The organism is Pseudomonas sp. 06C 126, from assembly GCF_001855215.1.
Classification (GTDB): Bacteria; Pseudomonadota; Gammaproteobacteria; order Pseudomonadales; family Pseudomonadaceae; genus Aquipseudomonas; species Aquipseudomonas proteolytica.
Map to the genome: position 1 here is coordinate 71460 of NZ_MIFU01000066.1, position 17652 is coordinate 89111.

Annotated in this window: 22 protein-coding genes; 15 read left to right on the forward strand and 7 right to left on the reverse strand. The window is 55.1% G+C overall.

What is annotated here, in order from left to right:
- Nucleotides 1-4: 4 nt before the first annotated feature.
- The 4 genes from flgA (at nucleotide 5) to BHC62_RS07670 (ending at nucleotide 2589) form a co-directional block, all read left to right on the forward strand.
- A complete protein-coding gene (gene flgA / locus BHC62_RS07655) occupies nucleotides 5-769 on the forward strand; it encodes a flagellar basal body P-ring formation chaperone FlgA (protein ID WP_029294482.1) in 765 nt (254 codons plus the stop codon).
- A 141-nt stretch (nucleotides 770-910) separates the two neighbouring features.
- The gene (gene flgM / locus BHC62_RS07660) at nucleotides 911-1228 is read left to right on the forward strand and encodes a flagellar biosynthesis anti-sigma factor FlgM (protein WP_029294481.1); all 318 of its coding nucleotides are present in this window, start codon (nucleotides 911-913) and stop codon (nucleotides 1226-1228) included.
- A 48-nt stretch (nucleotides 1229-1276) separates the two neighbouring features.
- Complete coding sequence (locus BHC62_RS07665) at nucleotides 1277-1744, forward strand: flagella synthesis protein FlgN (RefSeq protein WP_029294480.1); 468 nt, start codon at nucleotides 1277-1279, stop codon at nucleotides 1742-1744.
- 95 nt (nucleotides 1745-1839) lie between these two features.
- Complete coding sequence (locus BHC62_RS07670; protein WP_029294479.1) at nucleotides 1840-2589, forward strand: flagellar brake protein; 750 nt, start codon at nucleotides 1840-1842, stop codon at nucleotides 2587-2589.
- Between the two features lie 61 nt (nucleotides 2590-2650).
- Here the strand turns inward: BHC62_RS07670 and BHC62_RS07675 are convergent, their stop codons facing one another.
- Nucleotides 2651-4030, reverse strand: coding sequence for an MFS transporter (locus tag BHC62_RS07675; protein WP_029294478.1), 1380 nt, complete (start codon nucleotides 4028-4030; stop codon nucleotides 2651-2653).
- A gap of 539 nt (nucleotides 4031-4569) precedes the next feature.
- On the opposite strand from BHC62_RS07675, the gene BHC62_RS07680 reads away from it, so the two are divergent.
- A complete protein-coding gene (locus BHC62_RS07680) occupies nucleotides 4570-5781 on the forward strand; it encodes a site-specific integrase (protein ID WP_070994662.1) in 1212 nt (403 codons plus the stop codon).
- On the opposite strand, the gene BHC62_RS07685 is transcribed toward BHC62_RS07680, so the two are convergent.
- The gene (locus BHC62_RS07685) at nucleotides 5774-6262 is read right to left on the reverse strand and encodes a hypothetical protein (RefSeq protein WP_070994663.1); all 489 of its coding nucleotides are present in this window, start codon (nucleotides 6260-6262) and stop codon (nucleotides 5774-5776) included. The genes BHC62_RS07680 and BHC62_RS07685 overlap by 8 nt on opposite strands.
- Before the next feature lie 184 nt (nucleotides 6263-6446).
- Here BHC62_RS07685 and BHC62_RS07690 point away from each other — a divergent pair, with 184 nt between their 5' ends.
- The 3 genes from BHC62_RS07690 (at nucleotide 6447) to BHC62_RS07700 (ending at nucleotide 7921) form a co-directional block, all read left to right on the forward strand.
- Nucleotides 6447-6650 (forward strand): helix-turn-helix domain-containing protein, encoded by a 204-nt coding sequence (locus tag BHC62_RS07690; RefSeq protein ID WP_065950537.1) that lies wholly within the window; start codon nucleotides 6447-6449, stop codon nucleotides 6648-6650.
- Nucleotides 6651-6768: 118 nt separating this feature from the next.
- Nucleotides 6769-7005, forward strand: coding sequence for a helix-turn-helix domain-containing protein (locus tag BHC62_RS07695; RefSeq protein ID WP_143007503.1), 237 nt, complete (start codon nucleotides 6769-6771; stop codon nucleotides 7003-7005).
- Nucleotides 7006-7069: 64 nt separating this feature from the next.
- The gene (locus BHC62_RS07700; RefSeq protein WP_256324285.1) at nucleotides 7070-7921 is read left to right on the forward strand and encodes a hypothetical protein; all 852 of its coding nucleotides are present in this window, start codon (nucleotides 7070-7072) and stop codon (nucleotides 7919-7921) included.
- Between the two features lie 104 nt (nucleotides 7922-8025).
- Here BHC62_RS07700 and BHC62_RS28895 read toward each other — a convergent pair whose 3' ends face one another.
- Together BHC62_RS28895 and BHC62_RS07710 are read right to left on the reverse strand one after the other, a co-directional pair.
- Nucleotides 8026-8391, reverse strand: coding sequence for a hypothetical protein (locus BHC62_RS28895; protein WP_256324286.1), 366 nt, complete (start codon nucleotides 8389-8391; stop codon nucleotides 8026-8028).
- Nucleotides 8392-8534: 143 nt separating this feature from the next.
- Nucleotides 8535-8762: a hypothetical protein gene (locus tag BHC62_RS07710; protein ID WP_070994664.1), complete on the reverse strand. Its 228-nt coding sequence runs from the start codon at nucleotides 8760-8762 to the stop codon at nucleotides 8535-8537.
- 219 nt (nucleotides 8763-8981) lie between these two features.
- On the opposite strand from BHC62_RS07710, the gene BHC62_RS07715 reads away from it, so the two are divergent.
- A complete protein-coding gene (locus tag BHC62_RS07715) occupies nucleotides 8982-10772 on the forward strand; it encodes an SIR2 family protein (RefSeq protein ID WP_070994665.1) in 1791 nt (596 codons plus the stop codon).
- A gap of 478 nt (nucleotides 10773-11250) precedes the next feature.
- On the opposite strand, the gene BHC62_RS07720 is transcribed toward BHC62_RS07715, so the two are convergent.
- A complete protein-coding gene (locus BHC62_RS07720; protein WP_143007504.1) occupies nucleotides 11251-12114 on the reverse strand; it encodes a pentapeptide repeat-containing protein in 864 nt (287 codons plus the stop codon).
- A gap of 1343 nt (nucleotides 12115-13457) precedes the next feature.
- Here BHC62_RS07720 and BHC62_RS07730 point away from each other — a divergent pair.
- The 6 genes from BHC62_RS07730 (at nucleotide 13458) to BHC62_RS07760 (ending at nucleotide 16754) form a co-directional block, all read left to right on the forward strand.
- Entirely contained in the window at nucleotides 13458-13874 is a 417-nt protein-coding gene (locus tag BHC62_RS07730) for a DUF5681 domain-containing protein (RefSeq protein WP_017138405.1), read from the forward strand.
- A complete protein-coding gene (locus BHC62_RS07735; protein ID WP_070994668.1) occupies nucleotides 13871-14302 on the forward strand; it encodes a hypothetical protein in 432 nt (143 codons plus the stop codon). The genes BHC62_RS07730 and BHC62_RS07735 overlap by 4 nt, the downstream gene beginning before the upstream one ends.
- The gene (locus BHC62_RS07740) at nucleotides 14289-14498 is read left to right on the forward strand and encodes a hypothetical protein (RefSeq protein WP_143007505.1); all 210 of its coding nucleotides are present in this window, start codon (nucleotides 14289-14291) and stop codon (nucleotides 14496-14498) included. The genes BHC62_RS07735 and BHC62_RS07740 overlap by 14 nt, the downstream gene beginning before the upstream one ends.
- Nucleotides 14499-14502: 4 nt before the next feature.
- Nucleotides 14503-15336, forward strand: a complete 834-nt coding sequence (locus BHC62_RS07745; RefSeq protein WP_070994669.1) for a hypothetical protein — start codon at nucleotides 14503-14505, stop codon at nucleotides 15334-15336.
- Between the two features lie 66 nt (nucleotides 15337-15402).
- A complete protein-coding gene (locus BHC62_RS07750; RefSeq protein WP_176770971.1) occupies nucleotides 15403-15696 on the forward strand; it encodes a hypothetical protein in 294 nt (97 codons plus the stop codon).
- A gap of 446 nt (nucleotides 15697-16142) precedes the next feature.
- Nucleotides 16143-16754: a recombinase family protein gene (locus BHC62_RS07760; RefSeq protein WP_070994671.1), complete on the forward strand. Its 612-nt coding sequence runs from the start codon at nucleotides 16143-16145 to the stop codon at nucleotides 16752-16754.
- Here the strand turns inward: BHC62_RS07760 and BHC62_RS07765 are convergent.
- Together BHC62_RS07765 and BHC62_RS07770 are read right to left on the reverse strand one after the other, a co-directional pair.
- A complete protein-coding gene (locus BHC62_RS07765) occupies nucleotides 16751-17158 on the reverse strand; it encodes a hypothetical protein (RefSeq protein ID WP_143007506.1) in 408 nt (135 codons plus the stop codon). The two genes, BHC62_RS07760 and BHC62_RS07765, sit on opposite strands and share 4 nt — an antisense overlap.
- A complete protein-coding gene (locus BHC62_RS07770; RefSeq protein WP_070994673.1) occupies nucleotides 17158-17427 on the reverse strand; it encodes a hypothetical protein in 270 nt (89 codons plus the stop codon). The genes BHC62_RS07765 and BHC62_RS07770 overlap by 1 nt, the downstream gene beginning before the upstream one ends.
- Nucleotides 17428-17652: the final 225 nt, after the last annotated feature.

Consider the following 17652-nt stretch of genomic DNA (forward strand, 5'->3'; position numbering starts at 1 on the left):
GGCCATGGACATCAAAACGACAGTTTCCCGACGCCTTCGCTCGCCACAGTACCGCAGATTGCTCTGTGCCTGGATGGCGTTGCTTGCCTTGGGCGCAGGCCATCAGGCCCGTGCCGACAACGTCACCTTGCCTGATCTGCTTATCGGCGTCACTCAAGGCTTTCTTGAGTTCACTGTAGAAGATTATCTGGCGACCACCCAGACACCGGGCCGTTATGAAATCCAGGTCAACCAGTTGGACCCGCGTTTGCGCATGCCCATGTGCGACAAGGAATTGACAGGCTCCCTGGAAAGCCCCGCCCAGCCCATCGGCCGCGTGACCGTGCGCGTGCGCTGCGACGGCAGCTCGCCCTGGACGGTGTTTGTGCCGGCCCAGGTCCGCCTGTTTCGCGACGTAGTGACCGTCACACGCCCGCTCAAGCGTACCGGCATCATCGGTTTTGAAGACGTAGCCCTGCGTGAGCGGGACATCAGCCAGATCAGCCAGGGTTACCTCACCTCCGTGGACCAGGCCGTTGGGCAGAGACTGACCCGACCAATGGTCACCGACCAGGTCATTACCCTGGTTCACCTGGAACAGGCCGAAGTGGTGCGCAAGGGTGACCATGTGGTGATATCCGCCAGCAGCGGCGGCCTGAACGTGAAAATGCCGGGGGAAGCCCTGGCCAACGGCGGGATGAGCGAACAGATTCGCGTGAAGAACCTCAACTCCAAGCGCGTGATCAAGGCCCGGGTGACAGCCCCTGGCCAGGTGGAGGTGGCTTTATAGATCACTGGCGTGGGACGCTGGCTTTTCCTACACTGTGCGCATGATCTCGCTATGCACAGGTTTATTGTCGATCGAGCCTAAAGTTTGTCCGGGTATGGCCGAAAACATGGCAAGCGTCCAAATACCCAGAGGTTTTTTAACATGGTCATTGATTTCAGCCGATTGAACGGCGCCCAGGCAACGCCCGGCGGCACGCGTACCAACGCGGCCAAGGACAGCGTTGAAGCCAAGGCCCCGGCACTGCCTGCCAAGGCAGAACAAACCGCTTCGACCCAAAGTGGCGAATCGGTGCATTTGAGCAACGAGGCTCAACAGTTGCAGAAGATCACGGACTCGCTGCGCGATCAGCCGGTTGTCAATAAAGCCCGCGTGGCCGAATTGAAACAGGCGATTGCTGATGGCAGCTATCAGATCGACAACGACCGTTTAGCCGGCAAAATCATCAAAGCCGAGCGCTAGGCCAAGGCCTGCGCCAGGCTTTTGGACGCTTAAACCCCAAGGCCAGCCATGCACGACGAAAATCTGCTGCAACTGATCAACGAAGACCTGGCTCCGGCGCAACACCTGCTGGAGCTGCTTCAAGAAGAATTCGTGGCCCTCTATGGCCGCGATATGCGCCTGCTGGAAGATATCCTGGCACGCAAGCAATCGCTGATCATCCTGCTCGAACAGCACGGCCAGAAGCGCAGCCAGATCCTGCTCAGCCTGGGCCTGCCCGCTGACCACAGCGGCCTGGAACAGTTGGCCAGCCATTCGTCGGTCGGCGACCAGTTGCTGGCCCAGAGCGCAGCGCTCAATCAGTTGTTGATCAGTTGCCAAGAGGCCAATGTGCTCAATGGCCAGTCGATCCAACTGCAGCAAGCTACCACCGCCAACCAGTTGCGCATCCTGCATGGTGGCGAACCTCCAGCACTGTATAACGCCCAAGGCTCCACCTCACGGCTGGTCAAGCCCAGCACCCTCAGCCAAGCCTGACGCCGGTTTATCGCGCGCCCTATCAAGGCACGCCACATGCTGGCAAAATGCCGGTTCTTGCGTGTAGTCGTATTTTGTCTGGAGATGGAAGAACCGTGTTCAACACCCTTAGCGCGGAAGATGCTCCGCAGCCACCCAAGGTCCTCACCACTCCTCTGGAAATTGCCAGCACCCTGCGGCTGCTGCAAGAGAGCCACGACCCGCTGATCATTACCTTCCACGAACGCAACCAGCGCTTCCAGAGCTACCTGGTGGATGTCGACAAGGACAGCAAGACCCTGAGCCTGGACGAAATGATCCCGCCCGAAGGTGAACGCTACCTGGAGAATGGCGAAGCGTTTCGTATCGAAGGCTTCCATGAAGGTGTACGCGTGGCCTGGGACAGCAATGGCACCCTGACCATTGGCGCAAAGGACGGCCACCGCATCTACAAGGGCAGCCTGCCGGAAGAAGTGGTCTACCATCAGCGGCGCAATGCCTTTCGTGCGGCATTGAAGCTGGCACAACTGGTGAATATCGAATTGGGCGGCGAGAAACTCAAGGCGCCCATCAGCGGCAAGTTGCTGGATATCTCCGCCACCGGCTGCAAGCTGCGCTTTGAAGGCGACATCTCCGAGCGCCTGCAACTGGGCCAGGTCTACGACCGTTTCATCGCCGCCCTGCCCTTTGGCAGCATGACCACGGCGGTGGAGTTGCGCTACCTGCACTTTGAAGAAAGGATCAACACCACCTTTGCCGGCGTGCGCTTCCACAACATGAGCGGCCTGGTGCAGCGCCAGGTCGAGCGTTTTGTCTACCAACTGCAGCGCGAGGCGCGACGGTTCGATAAAGACGACGACATGTAAACGTCGAACCATCGGCATAAAAAACGGGCAGCTCCTTTGGGAACTGCCCGTTTTTTTTGCTTCAAGGGCGGGCGCGGCTCAGGTCATGCGGGTGATCATCCGGGTCGGGATGCTCCGGCGGCTCGGGCTCGGGTTGCGGCGCAACTTCAGGCTCAGCCTCGGGCTCAGGCTCAGGCACGGCGGTTTGCATCTGGTCCTGGACCACCTGTTCATCGACACGCGGGTCGAGGGCGGCTACCAATGGCGAGCTGGACATGCTGTCGGGCATCGCCACGTGATGCAGCGGCGCGTCGTCCACCTGATGCAGGTTGGTCACAGCCTTGGGTCGAATGCGCCAGACCAGGATCAATGCGCACAAGCTGAAGAACGCATAGAGCATCTGGTTGCCAAACAGCTTCATGACCACACCCGCCAGCAACGGCCCGATACTCGCCCCCACACCGTAGGTCACCAGCAACATTGCCGTGAGGGACACCCGGCGATCACCTTCGACATGGTCGTTGGAAAACGCCACGGCCAGTGGATAGAGGCAGAACTGCACCAATGAACATAGGAAGCCGGCGATAAACAGTACTTCCAGCGGCACCTGGGTCATGATCGCCAGCGGCAACGCAGCCACCGCCAGGGCCAGGGCGAAACAGCGAATCAGCAACGCACGGTCATAGCGATCCGACAGCCAGCCCAACGGCCATTGCACCAACAGGCCGGCAAAAATGCAGCTACCCATGAACAGACCGACCTGCTCGGTACTCAGCCCCTGCTGAGCCGCATACAGTGGCGCCAGGCCGTAGAAGGAACCGACGATCAGACCTGCCCCCAACACCGTACTCAGGGACTGCGGCACGCGCTTGATAAAGAAGCGCGGCTCCATCGGCGCCGGATGCAAAGGCGCAGGGTGAATACGCCGGGTCATGGCGACCGGCACCAGGCACAGCGCAAAACACAATGCCACCAGCATCAGCAGCTCAAGCCCCAACTGAGGGTGCATGACCAGAATCAACTGGCCCAGCACCAGGCCCAGGTACGACGCGATCATATAACCGCTGAACACCACGCCGCGCTGCTTGGCATCCGCCTGCTCGTTGAGCCAGCTCTCGATGACCATGTACTGGCACATCATGCCCAGGCCGACAATGATCCGCAGGACGATCCAGGCCGGCAGCCAATCCACCAGACCATGACCGAGCACTGCCGCGCCGACGATCCCGGCGCAAGTGGCATAGGCACGGATATGCCCGACCCGGGCGATCAGGCGATGCCCGATCTTGCCACCCAGCACCAGGCCAAAATAGTTGGCGGCCATCAGCGCACCGACCCACAGGCTGTCGACGTTATCCGCCGCCAGGCGCAGGGCCAGGTAAGTACTGAGCAGGCCGGAGCCGATCAGCATCATCAAGGAAGCGAAATAAAGGGCTCGAAAAGATTTCCAGATCTGGCGCATCGGCGGTCCGAGCGGCTCCTTGCAGTGGGTGTCAGGCTATTCAGACTAGCCTGAGGGCGAAGCGTCGTTAAACCCAGGCACCCAACTACATCGGCACCCAGGGGTATTTTGATCCGGCAAACCTCACGATCGTCGAAGCATGCAGCCTTCGATGAACTCGAGACCCAACAGTTCCTTCGCTGTTCAGATACGTGTCAGACGCATCCAGGCAGGGGGCGAGGTACAAGGTTTTGACAATATATCTCGCCAACCCGCCCGAAGGCACTGGCCAGACGGCTAAGAAAACTGATCCCCACAAAAAAACCCCGCCAGAGCGATCTGGTCGGGGTTCTTTTACGTCACGGCCGGTTAGGCGGCGCAACTGCAGATGGTGTCCCAGGGCCGGTTCGAACGGCCAACCTTCCCCTTAGGAGGGTCAATTTCGACCCAGCAGGCACAGCCACAAGCCCAGTATTACTGGGCCTTTTAGTCCCATTGAGTCCGTGAACATCGAGCGGCATAGTGCGTTTTGCTGCCACCCTGCTGTCACGGACGAACCCTTGAAATCCAAAATCACTCAGAAGCTAATTGGCAGCCTAGCCGCCGAGGCGAAAGCATACCGCGTGCATGACACAGTGCAACCCGGCTTCTTCATTCGCGTGCTGCCCAGCGGTCACAAGTCCTACATGGTCACTTGGGGCCGAAACAAGAACGCCACCCTCGGGCGTGTCGGCGTGCTTACCCTTGACCAAGCCCGAACCGAGGCCGCCCAGTACTTAGCCGATGCGCACGCCCACGGCGAGCCCCTGGCCATCGCCCAGGGGCGCAAGGGGTCAGCCCTGCCCTCGCTGCGCGATTTCATCGACGACACCTATATGCCGTGGTTCAAGGCTCATCACAAAGGCCACGAGAAGACACAACACACCCTCAGCAATAACTTTGAAGCAATCATGTCCCAGCGCCTGGACGCGATCACCGGGCGAGACCTGGAGCAAATCCGTACCGCCTGGATGCAAGCCGGCAACAAAGCATCGACGGTGAATAGAAAAATGGGCTCGATCAGTGGTGTTTTCAGTCGTGCCGTTGAGTGGGAGTACATCGACACACACCCGCTGGCCAAGCTGAAACAGCTCAAAGTCGATTCAAAGGGGGTGATTCGCTACCTCGCTGCTGACGAGACCAAGCGTCTACGCGATGCCCTGGACGCTCGACAGGATGAAATGAGGGCCGAGCGTGAGAGTGCAAACACCTGGCGGACCGACCGCCACAGAGAACCACTGCCAAGCCTCCTGCAACTACCCTTCACCGATCATCTGAAGCCAATGGTGTTGGTATCGTTGAATACCGGCATGAGGCGCGGGGAGCTATTCGACCTGAAATGGTCAGCGGTGAACTTCGACACGAAGACAATCACAGTCGCCGGGGCCACCACCAAAACAAGCGATACGCGCCACATCCCGATGAACAAGGAGACCATTGGTGTGCTGGAAGCCTGGAAGGAGCAGGTGAGCAAGTCGCCGTATGTCTTCCCAGGTCAGGGCGGCGGTCGCTTTGAGGACGTCAAAAGCGCCTGGCTCAAGTTGCTTGAGCGGGCGCAGATCGACGAATTCCGCTGGCACGACATGCGGCACGACTTCGCTTCACGCCTGGTAATGGCCGGCGTACCGCTCAACACAGTACGGGATCTGCTGGGGCACGCCGATATAAAAATGACGCTGCGCTATGCGCACCTTGCGCCAGGGACCAAGGCCGCCGCGGTGGAGCTTATTTAAAAGGAACGTAATCGAGATCGCGCATGGGGACGACGGTAGAACTCGTTTTATGTTTTTCAACATGAGCAAGCAAAGAGCTCCATCCCATACTTACCGCATCCAACGATATAGATTCACGGTTGACCTCATAGCAACCCACCTCATCCGCAATCCAAAAAACCGGGCTTACTTTTATCGTTTCCCATGTCCTCAGCTCGTCGTAAGTCAGCGCCTGGGGCAAATCAAAACAAAGCTTCACAAACCTGATCGACTCATCAGTAGACCAAATCCCGTCAATTACCTCACCAAGCGCAGCTTTCGAACCGTCCACATTTTGATGCGCGATTGCCTGGGAAATCGCCCATTCAATCACTGCGGTTAGAGAGCGCTTCTGCAGTCGGCCCATTATATCCAGAGCAAATTTAATTTTTGGGTCAATCCTAATGCCCACGGCGACCGTGGTGCTCGATTCGCCAGTCCGCTTACTTGTCTTAGTGGCCATACATTCCATCTGCTCTGATTAGGTCAGCCTAACCGACCTGATTGCCACAGCTTGCGCGACGCGCAAACCCCTGTCAATCCATGCGCGTACAAGTCAATTTAGCTTTTGCTTGCAAATATAGTTTTGCACGATGTAGGCTAGCGAAACACGACGCCTCTCTGGCTTCGTTTTTTGGGAGACCACCATGGAACAAGCACAGCAACAAATGGCGCCGCTGTCGGTGAGCGTCGAAGAATCTGCCCGCATTTTAGGTATCTCGCGCTCGGCCACCTACGAGCTGATCGCTCAAGGTGAACTCAAAACTTTCAAAATCGGCCGCCGACGCCTGGCACTGGCATCCGAGCTGAAGGCTTTTATCGAGCGCGCAGCAAAGGTCGGCGCACGGTGAAGTGCGAAAGGAATAAGGATTGGGGGTTGCGCATGGCTGCGCGAGAGGTTGCCAAGGCGGTGCTCGAACACCGCCTTAGCGAAAACACACTGGATAGCACCAACGTGAAGGGCAAACTATGACACGTCATTCTTCAACAGAGCAAGACTGCAAGATGATGGAGGCCCTGCGAAACGGGCCGGTATCGACCATCGAAGCCGCCAAGGAACTGGATATCGTCCAGCCCCCCAACACCATCCGCCGCCTCAGGAAAAAGGGTCATGAGATCCGCACCTATTGGACGCACCAGTCCACCGAGCCAGGCCGGCCACCTCACCGCGTGGCCAAGTACATTCTGATGCGCGAAGCGTCGTAATCCAGAGGTCGTAGAGGTCTCCGCAGTTTTGCGGCGACCTCTTGCGCCTGCCTGTGAGCTGCCGGTGGGCTTCGGCCCGTTGGTTATCCAGCCGAATTACGCTGAGGTCGATTCAGTGGAATGCCTAGCGACAAAACTACTTAGCCGTGGCGACGCGGTTAGCATTGAGCGTGGGCAGCTCGCCATTCAACCGGCGAGCGGCAAGCCCGTACCGCCGGAGTGGATCAGTATCAACCGGGCCAGAATTTGCCGTGAAGTGCTCATGTCGGTGGGCCTGGATGCATTCGAGTACGTAGGCTATTCAACCGGGCACTACGGCAAAACCCGGAGCGCCGGTATCACGCTTCAGTTTGTCTCGATGCTGTCCGGCCAATCTGTCTACGCAGTGTTCAACGCCGATCTGACGCGTCAGCGGAACACCGCTACGGCTAAGGCTGGCGCTCTGCTACCAAAAGGACAATTCCGCATCGGCAAGCGCAGCCACTTCTACAAGTTCTGGATGGGGACCGGCCTGCCTTTTCCTCGGCGGCTGGCGGCTATGCACGATTACATGGGGAAGCTACGTAGCGTCCTGGTGACTGGATTGGTGACTGATGACCGCTTCAAAGTCGGCAGTCTAGTGCCTGTCAGTCTGACCGCAGAGCAATTCAGAGCAGCCATTTTGCCGGACAACATCCGGACAATTTCCGGACAAGCGCCGGACAACTCCCGGACAAAAGTGCCGGACAAGGAAATGCCTACAGACCATGAAACACGAGGGTTACAGCCGTTTCCAACTACGTGTGTTTCAAACTACGGAAACAAGGTAATAAGGGAGGACGGTTACAAGACCTTTCCTTACTCCCCCATACACACACCTAAGCCACCACAGGACCAGAGTGTTGATGAGTGGTTGGAGGCATACAGCTCAACCTGATCTACTTTGCTGAGAAGGCACCGACCGCCAACAAATGAAAAAGGGCACCACCCTATTTCGGGGTAGTGCCCTCGATGCCGCGAAGGTTTCGTTGCTTATCAGCCCTACTCCAACACCACCGCGCGGTATTGCTGATCGCCGCCCAGGTCATCTGAGCCGAACAGAACCTGATTGACGGCCTTCCTACTCTCAAGCAGACGGTCATGCTCATCATGAGTGCCAATGTCCGCCGCCACCCACTCAGGGAGCTCCCTACGCCGCCGCATCTCGCTCAGGTGCGTCCACCATCGAGTAGAGTGACGACGCTCTGCCAGGATGAGCTCAACCACTAAGGTTCGTTGTTTGTCGGTGAAGAGAGGCAGAAGTACGGAGGTAGAGTCGCCCGACTCATTGCCTACCGAGCCCTCCCCCTCGAATTCGGACTTATCTTGGCCTTCCAGTGCGTTACTGATATTTTGGTAAAGTTGCATGACGTCGACCTTCAAGTTTCGTCGTGTGATCGCCAAGCCGCTGTTAGCGCAGCGGCTTGGCCCCCCTTCTGAGATGGCCAAAATCTGGACCATCGGCCTGATCGGCTAATTTCTGCCGATCAATTGGCGAAATATTCCGCCGGTTACTGCTTACCCTTCTCACTGATCCATCCCGCTGCCCAGCTCAGCGGGTCTCTCGTGCCCATCGGTTTGAGTGGCTTCCCGTCCCGAGCCGCCTGCTTGCCCTCCTCTTCCGTCGCCGTGTGAAGCCATACCGTTGTGTGCCTGAAACCTGCTTCGCGCTGACGCTCCTTAAAGAGCCTTTGTCGATCCGCTGCGGATAATGGCTTTGTTTTTTCCAGCTCTTTCATGTCGCACCTCGTTACCACTCACGATGACACTAATCATGCGTCATCGTGAGTGGTAACACAACTGTGGCGAGAAAAATATTTGCAGACCTCTGTCGCTTTATCGGTGGGCAACAGGAGCGGCAGCCATAAACGAGGTTGGAATGAGTGGTGGGAGGCGAAGACTTCATAGTGGCTAATGGCTTAGCATGCGGCTATGTAAATTGAATAGGGACTATTGCTATGGCGCTACTTAAGGATGACGTAACTCAGCTCGCGTTTTCTGTTTACGAAAGCAAAGGTGTCTTTGCGCTTTTGCTTGGTTCAGGCCTCTCGCGGGCGGCCGAGATACCGACGGGTTGGGAAATCACCCTAGACTTGGTGAAACGCGCCGCCTTAGCCCAAGGAATTGAGGAGCAGGCAGATTGGGCTGCCTGGTATCGCGAGACTACTGGGGAAGAACCCAACTACTCGACACTGCTGGAAAAGCTCGCATCATCCCCCGATGAGCGCCGCGCGATAATGCACCGCTACATCGAGCCAAACGCTGACGACCGAGAAGCAGGCAAAAAATTACCTACTGCTGCTCATCACGCTATTGCTAACCTCGTCGCAGGCGGTTTCATACGCGTAATCATAACCACCAACTTCGACCGGTTGATGGAAAATGCTTTACGCGAGAAAGGCATTGAGCCGACCGTGGTTTCTTCTGTGGATGTATTAGCGGGAGCGGAACCTATTACCCATAGCTCTTGCTACATTTTGAAGCTCCACGGAGACTATAAAGACGCCCGCATACTCAACACAGAGACTGAATTGAGCGGGTATCCAGAACAGTACAATGTTCTCTTGGATCGTATCCTGGATGAGCACGGACTTATTGTTAGCGGATGGTCAGGGGAATGGGATCATGCACTCCGAGCAGCGTTTATTCGTGCCCCAAACCGTCGTTACACCACTTACTGGGCATCTCGCGGCCGCCTCGGCAGTGGTGCGCAGGAGCTAGTTGATCACCGTAAGGCACGAGTTGTTTCAGCAGGAGATGCTGACACTTTATTCACCACACTTCAGAAATACGTGGATACGCTCGCACAGAGTCAGCGCCAAAACCCTCTAAGCATCGAACTTCTCGTTAGTAGCGCAAAGCGCTTCCTTGCAAAACAAGAGTATCGAATACAGCTCGACGACTTAGTACACCAAGAAAGCGAGCGACTCTTATCACAGATAGGAAGTGCAGACTTTTCACAGCCGTACCAATGGACTTCTAAAGAATTACAGTCCTATGCTTTAAGATACGAAGCTGTGAGCGAGGCACTGATAAAAATATGCGGAGTCCTTGGCAGGTGGGGCGACAAAGAAGGGAGTGAACTCCCTCTTGTTCTTGAACTTATTCGCGCACTGCACACTCATGCTGAAAGTGTGGGAAGCGGAAATACCGGCTATATTGGCTTACGCTCATATCCAGCCTTACTTATCTTTACTGCCTACGGACTGGGATTAACCCGAAGTGAACGATGGGGAACTCTTCACAAGCTATTCACCGCTCAGCTGCACTTAACGTATCGAGGCCCAGCCCGAATAATTGATACCCTTTTCTTATGGAAGTGGAAGGGAGCTGAAAATGACCAATGGAAAAATATGGAGGGCTACAAAGATCGTAAAACGGCGCTGAGTGACTACCTACTAAGTCTTTTCTCTGATTATAGCAAGCCTTTTATGGGCCTCGTATCTGACTTTGAACTACTTTATGAGCGCTTCGAAATATTAGGATCTCTTGCTTTCTTTGAAAGCGAAGCTGAAAATAAAGATGCCATTCAAGAATCCTTAGCAAAGAATCCCCGCAATGGCTGGGCATGGATGGTAGTCGGCAGATCTGGATGGCACTCTAGCAACGCAAGCAGAATTTTGGCGGAAGTTGAATCCGATCCATTTAAAAGTATTCTGTTGGAGGCAGGATTTGCAGGAAAGGATATAGATCTTTTCGAACTATTCCCTAAAAATTTTAGAGCAATTGCCCATCATATTAGTTGGTAGCCTCATATAAATTTCTAGAAATTACTCTAGGTACTGATCTTCTCTGAATAAGAGAAGTCAGCGCATAGTTTTTGATGAATCGAACAGGGCTAACATCACGCCGCCTCTACGGCAGATTCAGAGCGCGGCAATTATCTCACCAGTGGAATACCTCACAGTTTGACGTTTTGGTCTATCTGGCCGATCGGTAATCGCTCTCACATCGACGAGACAGACCTAGTGAGCCGACTCATCAGGTCTGCTTGCCTCAACCTCACGACAGAGAACAGATAAGGGCCGCCAACGTAGCTCGTCATCCCGATAAAAATTCCTGCTCTGCACATTCCCCATGAGTCGAGAGTCGAGCCACCTGAACTGCCTGCGGCTATTACGCGCGGGCGTATGCTGCTGGCTTGACGAAAATGCAGTGCTGACGTATTGTCAACGCTCGTGGCCAGATGCGGGTCAGCTAGTTTACTAGTGAGAGGGTTCAATTCCCTCAAGGCCGACGAGTATCACGTTGAAATTTAATATTTGGCCGCAGCACTATTAAATCCGTTAATAACTCTTTCGAAATTGATATATAATCTAATTTCTTAGCTTTAGCCAATTGGGCCACATCTATATCTCGTGCACCCAAGAAACTGCATCGACTCAAATCGGCACCATCAAACCTCACGCCCGCCAAGCTAACCTTTTTAAAAATCGTATTAGGCATCGTACAATTAATAAATTCCGCCTGATTTATATCCACGCCTTCAAACTTAACGCCAGCCAGAGTGGCACCCTGAAAGTTGCACTTATACATCTTTACGGACATAAAATCCGTATTTCTAATTGTGCAATCAACAAAATTTGAAGACCTCATATCAACATCATCAAAAGTGGTAGAAGTTATCTTCCCACCAGTTAACTTCAGGCCAATCACAGCACAACCCTTTAACTTCAGGCCTTTCAGCTCTCTCCCCACCAAATGCAAATCTCTTACAATGAATTTTGTATTTCCGGCCACACTTAATCTTTTTAGAGCTCCAATCTTTCTCAAGTGAGCCTCCGGAAAATCAAGATCCGCGTAATCAGCAAGCTCCTCCTTACTCTGCAATATAGATTTTGCATGCTCTCGTCGTCCATCCAGCCACAATAAAAGCACACCGACAACGGCAAGCTCTATCAGCATCCCGTGCAGCTCAACAAGCACATTTTCCCAGAACCCTCTATTATAGGCACCTAGAGTAGTATTTGGAAAAATAGTAGTACTTATAAACTCCCAAGCCGAACTAATTGTAAAGATAACTATAAAAGCAACTAGCACAACAAGAAGTGCTGTCCCAATAGGACTGTTTATAACCTTACGCAATTCCACGCCCTCTCCCTGTTAATTACTCGTACAATATGAAGCATTGTCCTCAGCGCGGTGCTTCCCTGCTGAAATTGGACTGATGCGTAGTGTGACGCCTCGTGCTCTGTAAGACAATTTCATCTCACTGAGACGGTTCGGTCTCACTCAGCGTGGCGGAAACGCCACAGAGTGTGGCGAACAACAGACGGTGGGGTGGTCAACATCACCATACCATCGCCGCAAGGCACAGGATGGAGCCGCTGCCTCCCCGTCGAGACAGACCAAATGAGCCGGTTCGGACCGTTTGGTCTGCTTGCCGGCCGTCGCTCCTGACAGCAGGCTGGAGCAGGTGTTGCGATGACAGCATCACCTTCAGATAAAGGTGATCTTGGCCCACTTAAACCAGGGCACGCCTTCAAAATGCGAAAGCGTGCCGCATCTGCCTCTTAGCGGATTTTTCTCGCGTAGCCTTTCTTGACCACGCGCCCAATATAGCTATTCAGCCCTTGGCCAGCCCTAGCCAGCCGGTGCATTTCAGCAATAGATCCCGGCCCAGCGCTTTCATTGGTATAGAGGTACTGCGCACCGTCGTTAAACTCGACAGTGATTGAACCATTCCCTATCTCAAATGCGGCCACATTTGAGTCTCCCCCTAAGTTCCTATAACGCTCCATTAGCTTTCCTTTGTACGGTAGCTCGTGAGCAGGCCGGCTATCTGGCCTGTGGCCATGACGTTAGCCCAGGATCGCTACTTGTCCAAAAAAGGGCATAAGTTTTCGACAGTCCCCGCAAAGCCCAATCGGAATACCTGGTAGCAGTGTAGGTTTACCACCACTGGTGGAAGATGCGTCCAAAGCTGGACGCATCAAATCCGCGCCACGTTTTCATATCTCGCAAAACGTGGCGCGAGAATCTGACAAAACCTGCCATCCCAAAACGGTAGTTCAGCCCCCCCGCCCCACCCTCAATCTGAGGCCGGACTGAGCTGAAATTCCAGCCCTGTATCACTTTGCCTATCCTCGACTTACTGCAACAAAAACACCCTCTCCAATCCTGCCAAAACCAACTATTTCAGTCCCGTTTAATCCGGTTACGTGTATCATCTAGAGTACACCTAAAAAGCACTGGATAAATGATCAGATCATGCCTAATGTGAGTTTTTGAGCCATTCAAAACCCATTCGAGGCAGCACCTATGAACACAGCTAAGCCCGCCCGAGGACGCCAGCACAAACCAACTCGCTCCGAAGTTGCTGCCGCCTGGGGCCGCCTTCGCGAAGCCGCAGCAGACGGAAGCGTTCAAGCATCCGCGCTGCTGATAGCGCTCGCTGAAAACAAACCGGTCATCGCTATGGAATCGCCCACCGCATGACTGATCGCGATAAAGCCGGCAAATGGAAGCCGGGGCAGTCAGGTAATCCCGGTGGTCGTTCTGGCCAAACGCAGGAGCTGCGCGCCCGCCTCGCGGAAGGTGCAGATGCCGTGACAAAGAAGGTTCTGACAGCGGCCAAGAAGGGCGATATGCAGGCTTGCCGACTGATCCTCGAGCGCCTGGTACCGCCAATCAAACCAACTGCCGAGACCGTGTGCTTCGAACTCGATGACACCGACCTACCCAGCGCAGCCAAATCAATCCTTCGCGCAGTTGCCGCCGGCGAACTACCGCCCGACCAGGGCAAAGCGTTGATCGAAGGGCTAGGCGCTGTTGCCCGGGTAATCGAAGTTGCCGAGCTACAGAAGGCCGTCGAAGAACTTCGCGAACAGATGGAGGGAATGCGGCAATGAGCATTAAGTGGATGCGCGCCGAGCTCAAGCGAATTGCGGAAAAGATCGGCGCCGAAGACGAAGAGACAGTGCTCGTTATGTTGACGGTAGTGGACTGCAGCGTTGACGCGGTTGAGGAGGAGATGGACTACCCCAAGACAGTGGGCCACTCCTTCAACTATCCCGTCCTGGGCGTGCAAACGGTGATGCACTTCCCACTGTGCACCATGAACAGCAACGACGCGGCCAATCTAGCAGAGGCGTTCATTCTCCACGTCCGCGCAATTGAAAGCCTCCGCCGTCCCGCTCCGGTAGGCGTGATGGATATGCGGCCATTCCCAAGCTCTAGTGCCTGGATCTTCCCGCCGCTGGCTGATGGGCAAAACATCAAAGAGCACGTCGCAGAACAGTACCAACTGATCATCGAGGCCCGCCATGAACATCCGTAACCAGGTGGCCAAACTGCGCCAGCAATCCGGGCTCACTCAGTTCAATCGTGACGTGCGAGAGATCAGCGCCCTTATGGACGAGTTGCACGCAGCAGCAACCGGCGGCGACTCCCCGGAGAACGCTTCCCTACTCGAGATCCTGAGCGAAGCCTCAGACCAAAGCCGGCCGAACCGCGGCCAGACAATCAAAAGGTAACTCAATGAAAATCGGCAAACGCTCCGTCCTCAAAGTTGGCTTGGCCAACCTCCATTACTCCGAATACGAGCACTCCCGGGTAGAGGCCCGAACATTCAATATTCAGCGCCCCGACGGCACCAAAGGCACATGGCAGGCCGGCGGCTTGCTGAAGTCGGTTCGCCATTTGCAGGGCTTGGCGCTGGAGACTTTCAAGGACCTTGGAGAAGAAATTCTCTCGATTCGGGGAAACAAAGACCTCAACGCCGCAGCCATCGAGCGCAAGGGCAAGGAACAGATCGACGGGATCGTTCCTGCCTTGATGCCGGCTATGGAAAAGGCGGCAAAGGATATGCTGACGCTGGCCCAAACAGTGGTCAACGGCTTTGCTCCGGTCACGCCTCGCGCAAGCTCGGACGTTGTTGGCTTCCTGGCTGATCAGGAGCTACGAGCCATCGTGCGGAGCCTTAAGCCGGAAGAGCGCCAGCGACTGGTCGCTGAGGCGCGTGCAGGTAGTCATCCCGACGTTGTAGAGGCGGTGCTCAGGGCAAACCCAATGCTCTCCGGGCTATCGCCAGAGGCGGCTGACAGCCTTTCGCGTGCAGGTATTGCCGCGTCCCGCGCCGAAGACATAGAAGGGCTCAAGCAGATGCTAGCGATCTATGATGACGTGCTGGCCACCGCCTCCAATGCTGGTGTCGCACTGAGCGGTATGGTCGCCAATTCGAATGGGTACACCGGCCGGTTTGAGAAGTGGCGATCGGGCTGTGAGGGCTCCGAAGCACTTCGCGAATGGCTGGCGAAAATGCCCACACGCACCTCCGCAAAAGCGTCTCCTGATCAATCCGAAGCGGCCTAACTGCCCAAGCGCGTGCCTGCCGATCGGGTCTATGCCTACCAGGCCGCCGTCCCAGGGGGCGCTACGTTGCTGGTAAGCCGGGATAACGGGGTTTGGGCTTCAGGTGGCTGTATCGCGACCGTACTCATTGACGGGAAAAAGGTCGCGCGCATCAACACTGGCGAAGTGGTGAAACTTCAGATCGAGCCGGGCCGTCATATTATCGGCATCGGTGGTGATTATGAGGGCAACGGCCTTGGCGCGATGCAGATCGGCCAGCCAGTCAAGGAAACGGCATCAGTGGTGGGGGCGGGTGAGGTTCAGAAGTACCGAATCTCTGGCACGCAGAACGGAACGGATATTCGCCCCAGCTCGCATTGACCTACCATCGTGGCGAAAACAACACAGTGTGTTGAAACCTACACACTGTGTGGCTTTCGCCAGTCTGTTCCAGCCCTAAGCCTTAGGCTCCAAGCTTTCTAGCTATGCGCTCCAGCATAGAGCCCGCATTCATAAACTCGGTGACGCCGACCACCCCACCGCAACGCGAGCACTGAACAAACATCATTCTGAAATTAGACCCTGCAATTTTGGCCTCCTTCATCTCAAAGCTTGTACCGTCGCATTTTACGCATTTCGAGCTAGCCATCTAAGTCACTCCATAACCTACTTTCCAATTGAAAACGAAAGATATCAGAGTGCCATCCTTTAGGGTATGCCTATCCAGATACAGGCTTATTTTGCCTTTTCCGTGCTTTTCGCTTGATAAGTAACACCCATAGTGCAACATTATTAGTAGAACGCCCTAACTGATACAGGCACCCATCATGTTCATGCGCGCATACCTCCGAGCCTCCACCGAAGAGCAAGACGCCGGCCGTGCCCGGGCGTCGCTCGAGCAGTTCGCCAGCGACCATAACAAGGTCATTGCAAGCGTGTACCTGGAGAACGCCAGCGGCGCCACAGCCGACCGGCCTGAGCTAATGCGCCTGCTCAAGGATGCCCGCAAGGGTGACGTGTTGCTGGTGGAGTCGATAGACCGCCTCTCCCGCTTACCGGTGGAGGACTGGCAAAAGCTGAAGGCTGCGATCGACTCCAAGGGCCTGCGCATCGTCGCGCTTGACCTGCCGACCAGCCACCAGGGAATGCAGGACACCAAGGGCGATGAGTTCACCGGGCGGATGCTGGGAGCAATCAACTCAATGCTGGTGGAAATGATGGCCGCAATCGCGCGCAAGGATTACGAGCAGCGCCGCAATCGCCAGGCCCAGGGTATTGAAAAAGCGAAGGCCGCAGGCAAATACCAGGGACGCCCTGTGGACGTCGATCTGCACAAGCGCGTGAGGGAGTTGCTAAGCGCTGGGCTAGGTATCCGAGCAACAGCTAGGCACGCTAACTGCTCAACTACTACAGTCTTGCGAATTAGAGAGGGACTCTAGCGTGTTTGCGGTGCTTGTTGCGGTTGCACCGGCTGCACCTGCTGAACCGGCTGCTGAATAAGTTGAGGCAGTGCAGTAGCAGGCACTGTCTGGCTGTACACCGATCGCTTAGCCATATCCATGCCGAAATCGATCGCTTTATTGCCGACATAGCCGACTATTGCCAGCACAGCTAAGGCTGCATAAATCTGCTTCTCAACGGTCGAGAGTTTGCCTTTGACCTTAGCATGCTCGTCCTTTAGCTCTTTTACTGTGTCTGTGAGCGCTTTGATGCTTGCTTCCATTGAGACTACGGAAACCTTCAAGTCGGTAAAGGCCTGCATAGCCCAATCAGGGCCAGATCTTGGAGGTGTTGATATTGGTGATGATGGTGTCGTGTCATCCTCACGCCGATGTTTAGCCATTACGCCTCCCACCGCGACTTCATCCAGTCCCAGATATGTGTTGGCGCGCGGCCGAAATACGAACCGATTGACGCAACCACACCAGTACCGGTGGTGCCCTCTGAGATGCCAACGATATTCGACAGTTCTTGGCTGGTACCGGAGTAGCTGACTGCGAAGCCGGAGGTCGGAAGCTTGATGAAATCGAGCTTTGCGCTGTTTTTCAAGGTTTCAAGCTCTCGCTCGATCAAGTGAGGGTTCGCGATTGGAACGATGAGAAATATAGCCATGAGATTTGCGGTCCATTACTAGCTCATCCGTGAGATTGGGATGAGTATCTTCTATATCAACGACAGTACACCAGTGCAATCAGTCAATATTTTTAACGTTTTCTATTGCCTAGATAAAAGCCCCGCAAGGTGAACCTGTACGGGGCTTTAAACGCCTGCTGCTGTCACCCTGCTGTCACGATAAAAGTGAGCTGGCAGCGGATCTAGTTAAGAGGCCCTATTTAT

Excerpts from the sequence above, each read along its gene's own strand:
- BHC62_RS07745 (WP_070994669.1), top strand. The coding sequence starts at position 14,503 with ATGAAAATCGGCAAACGCTCCGTCCTCAAAGTTGGCTTGGCCAACCTC.
- BHC62_RS07735 (WP_070994668.1), top strand. The coding sequence starts at position 13,871 with ATGAGCATTAAGTGGATGCGCGCCGAGCTCAAGCGAATTGCGGAAAAG.
- BHC62_RS07685 (WP_070994663.1), bottom strand. The coding sequence starts at position 6,262 with ATGGCCACTAAGACAAGTAAGCGGACTGGCGAATCGAGCACCACGGTC.
- flgM (WP_029294481.1), top strand. The coding sequence starts at position 911 with ATGGTCATTGATTTCAGCCGATTGAACGGCGCCCAGGCAACGCCCGGC.
- BHC62_RS07770 (WP_070994673.1), bottom strand. The coding sequence starts at position 17,427 with ATGGCTATATTTCTCATCGTTCCAATCGCGAACCCTCACTTGATCGAG.
- BHC62_RS07690 (WP_065950537.1), top strand. The coding sequence starts at position 6,447 with ATGGAACAAGCACAGCAACAAATGGCGCCGCTGTCGGTGAGCGTCGAA.
- BHC62_RS07715 (WP_070994665.1), top strand. The coding sequence starts at position 8,982 with ATGGCGCTACTTAAGGATGACGTAACTCAGCTCGCGTTTTCTGTTTAC.
- BHC62_RS28895 (WP_256324286.1), bottom strand. The coding sequence starts at position 8,391 with ATGCAACTTTACCAAAATATCAGTAACGCACTGGAAGGCCAAGATAAG.
- BHC62_RS07665 (WP_029294480.1), top strand. The coding sequence starts at position 1,277 with ATGCACGACGAAAATCTGCTGCAACTGATCAACGAAGACCTGGCTCCG.
- BHC62_RS07675 (WP_029294478.1), bottom strand. The coding sequence starts at position 4,030 with ATGCGCCAGATCTGGAAATCTTTTCGAGCCCTTTATTTCGCTTCCTTG.
- BHC62_RS07710 (WP_070994664.1), bottom strand. The coding sequence starts at position 8,762 with ATGAAAGAGCTGGAAAAAACAAAGCCATTATCCGCAGCGGATCGACAA.
- BHC62_RS07740 (WP_143007505.1), top strand. The coding sequence starts at position 14,289 with ATGAACATCCGTAACCAGGTGGCCAAACTGCGCCAGCAATCCGGGCTC.
- BHC62_RS07695 (WP_143007503.1), top strand. The coding sequence starts at position 6,769 with ATGACACGTCATTCTTCAACAGAGCAAGACTGCAAGATGATGGAGGCC.
- BHC62_RS07765 (WP_143007506.1), bottom strand. The coding sequence starts at position 17,158 with ATGGCTAAACATCGGCGTGAGGATGACACGACACCATCATCACCAATA.
- BHC62_RS07730 (WP_017138405.1), top strand. The coding sequence starts at position 13,458 with ATGACTGATCGCGATAAAGCCGGCAAATGGAAGCCGGGGCAGTCAGGT.
- flgA (WP_029294482.1), top strand. The coding sequence starts at position 5 with ATGGACATCAAAACGACAGTTTCCCGACGCCTTCGCTCGCCACAGTAC.
- BHC62_RS07760 (WP_070994671.1), top strand. The coding sequence starts at position 16,143 with ATGTTCATGCGCGCATACCTCCGAGCCTCCACCGAAGAGCAAGACGCC.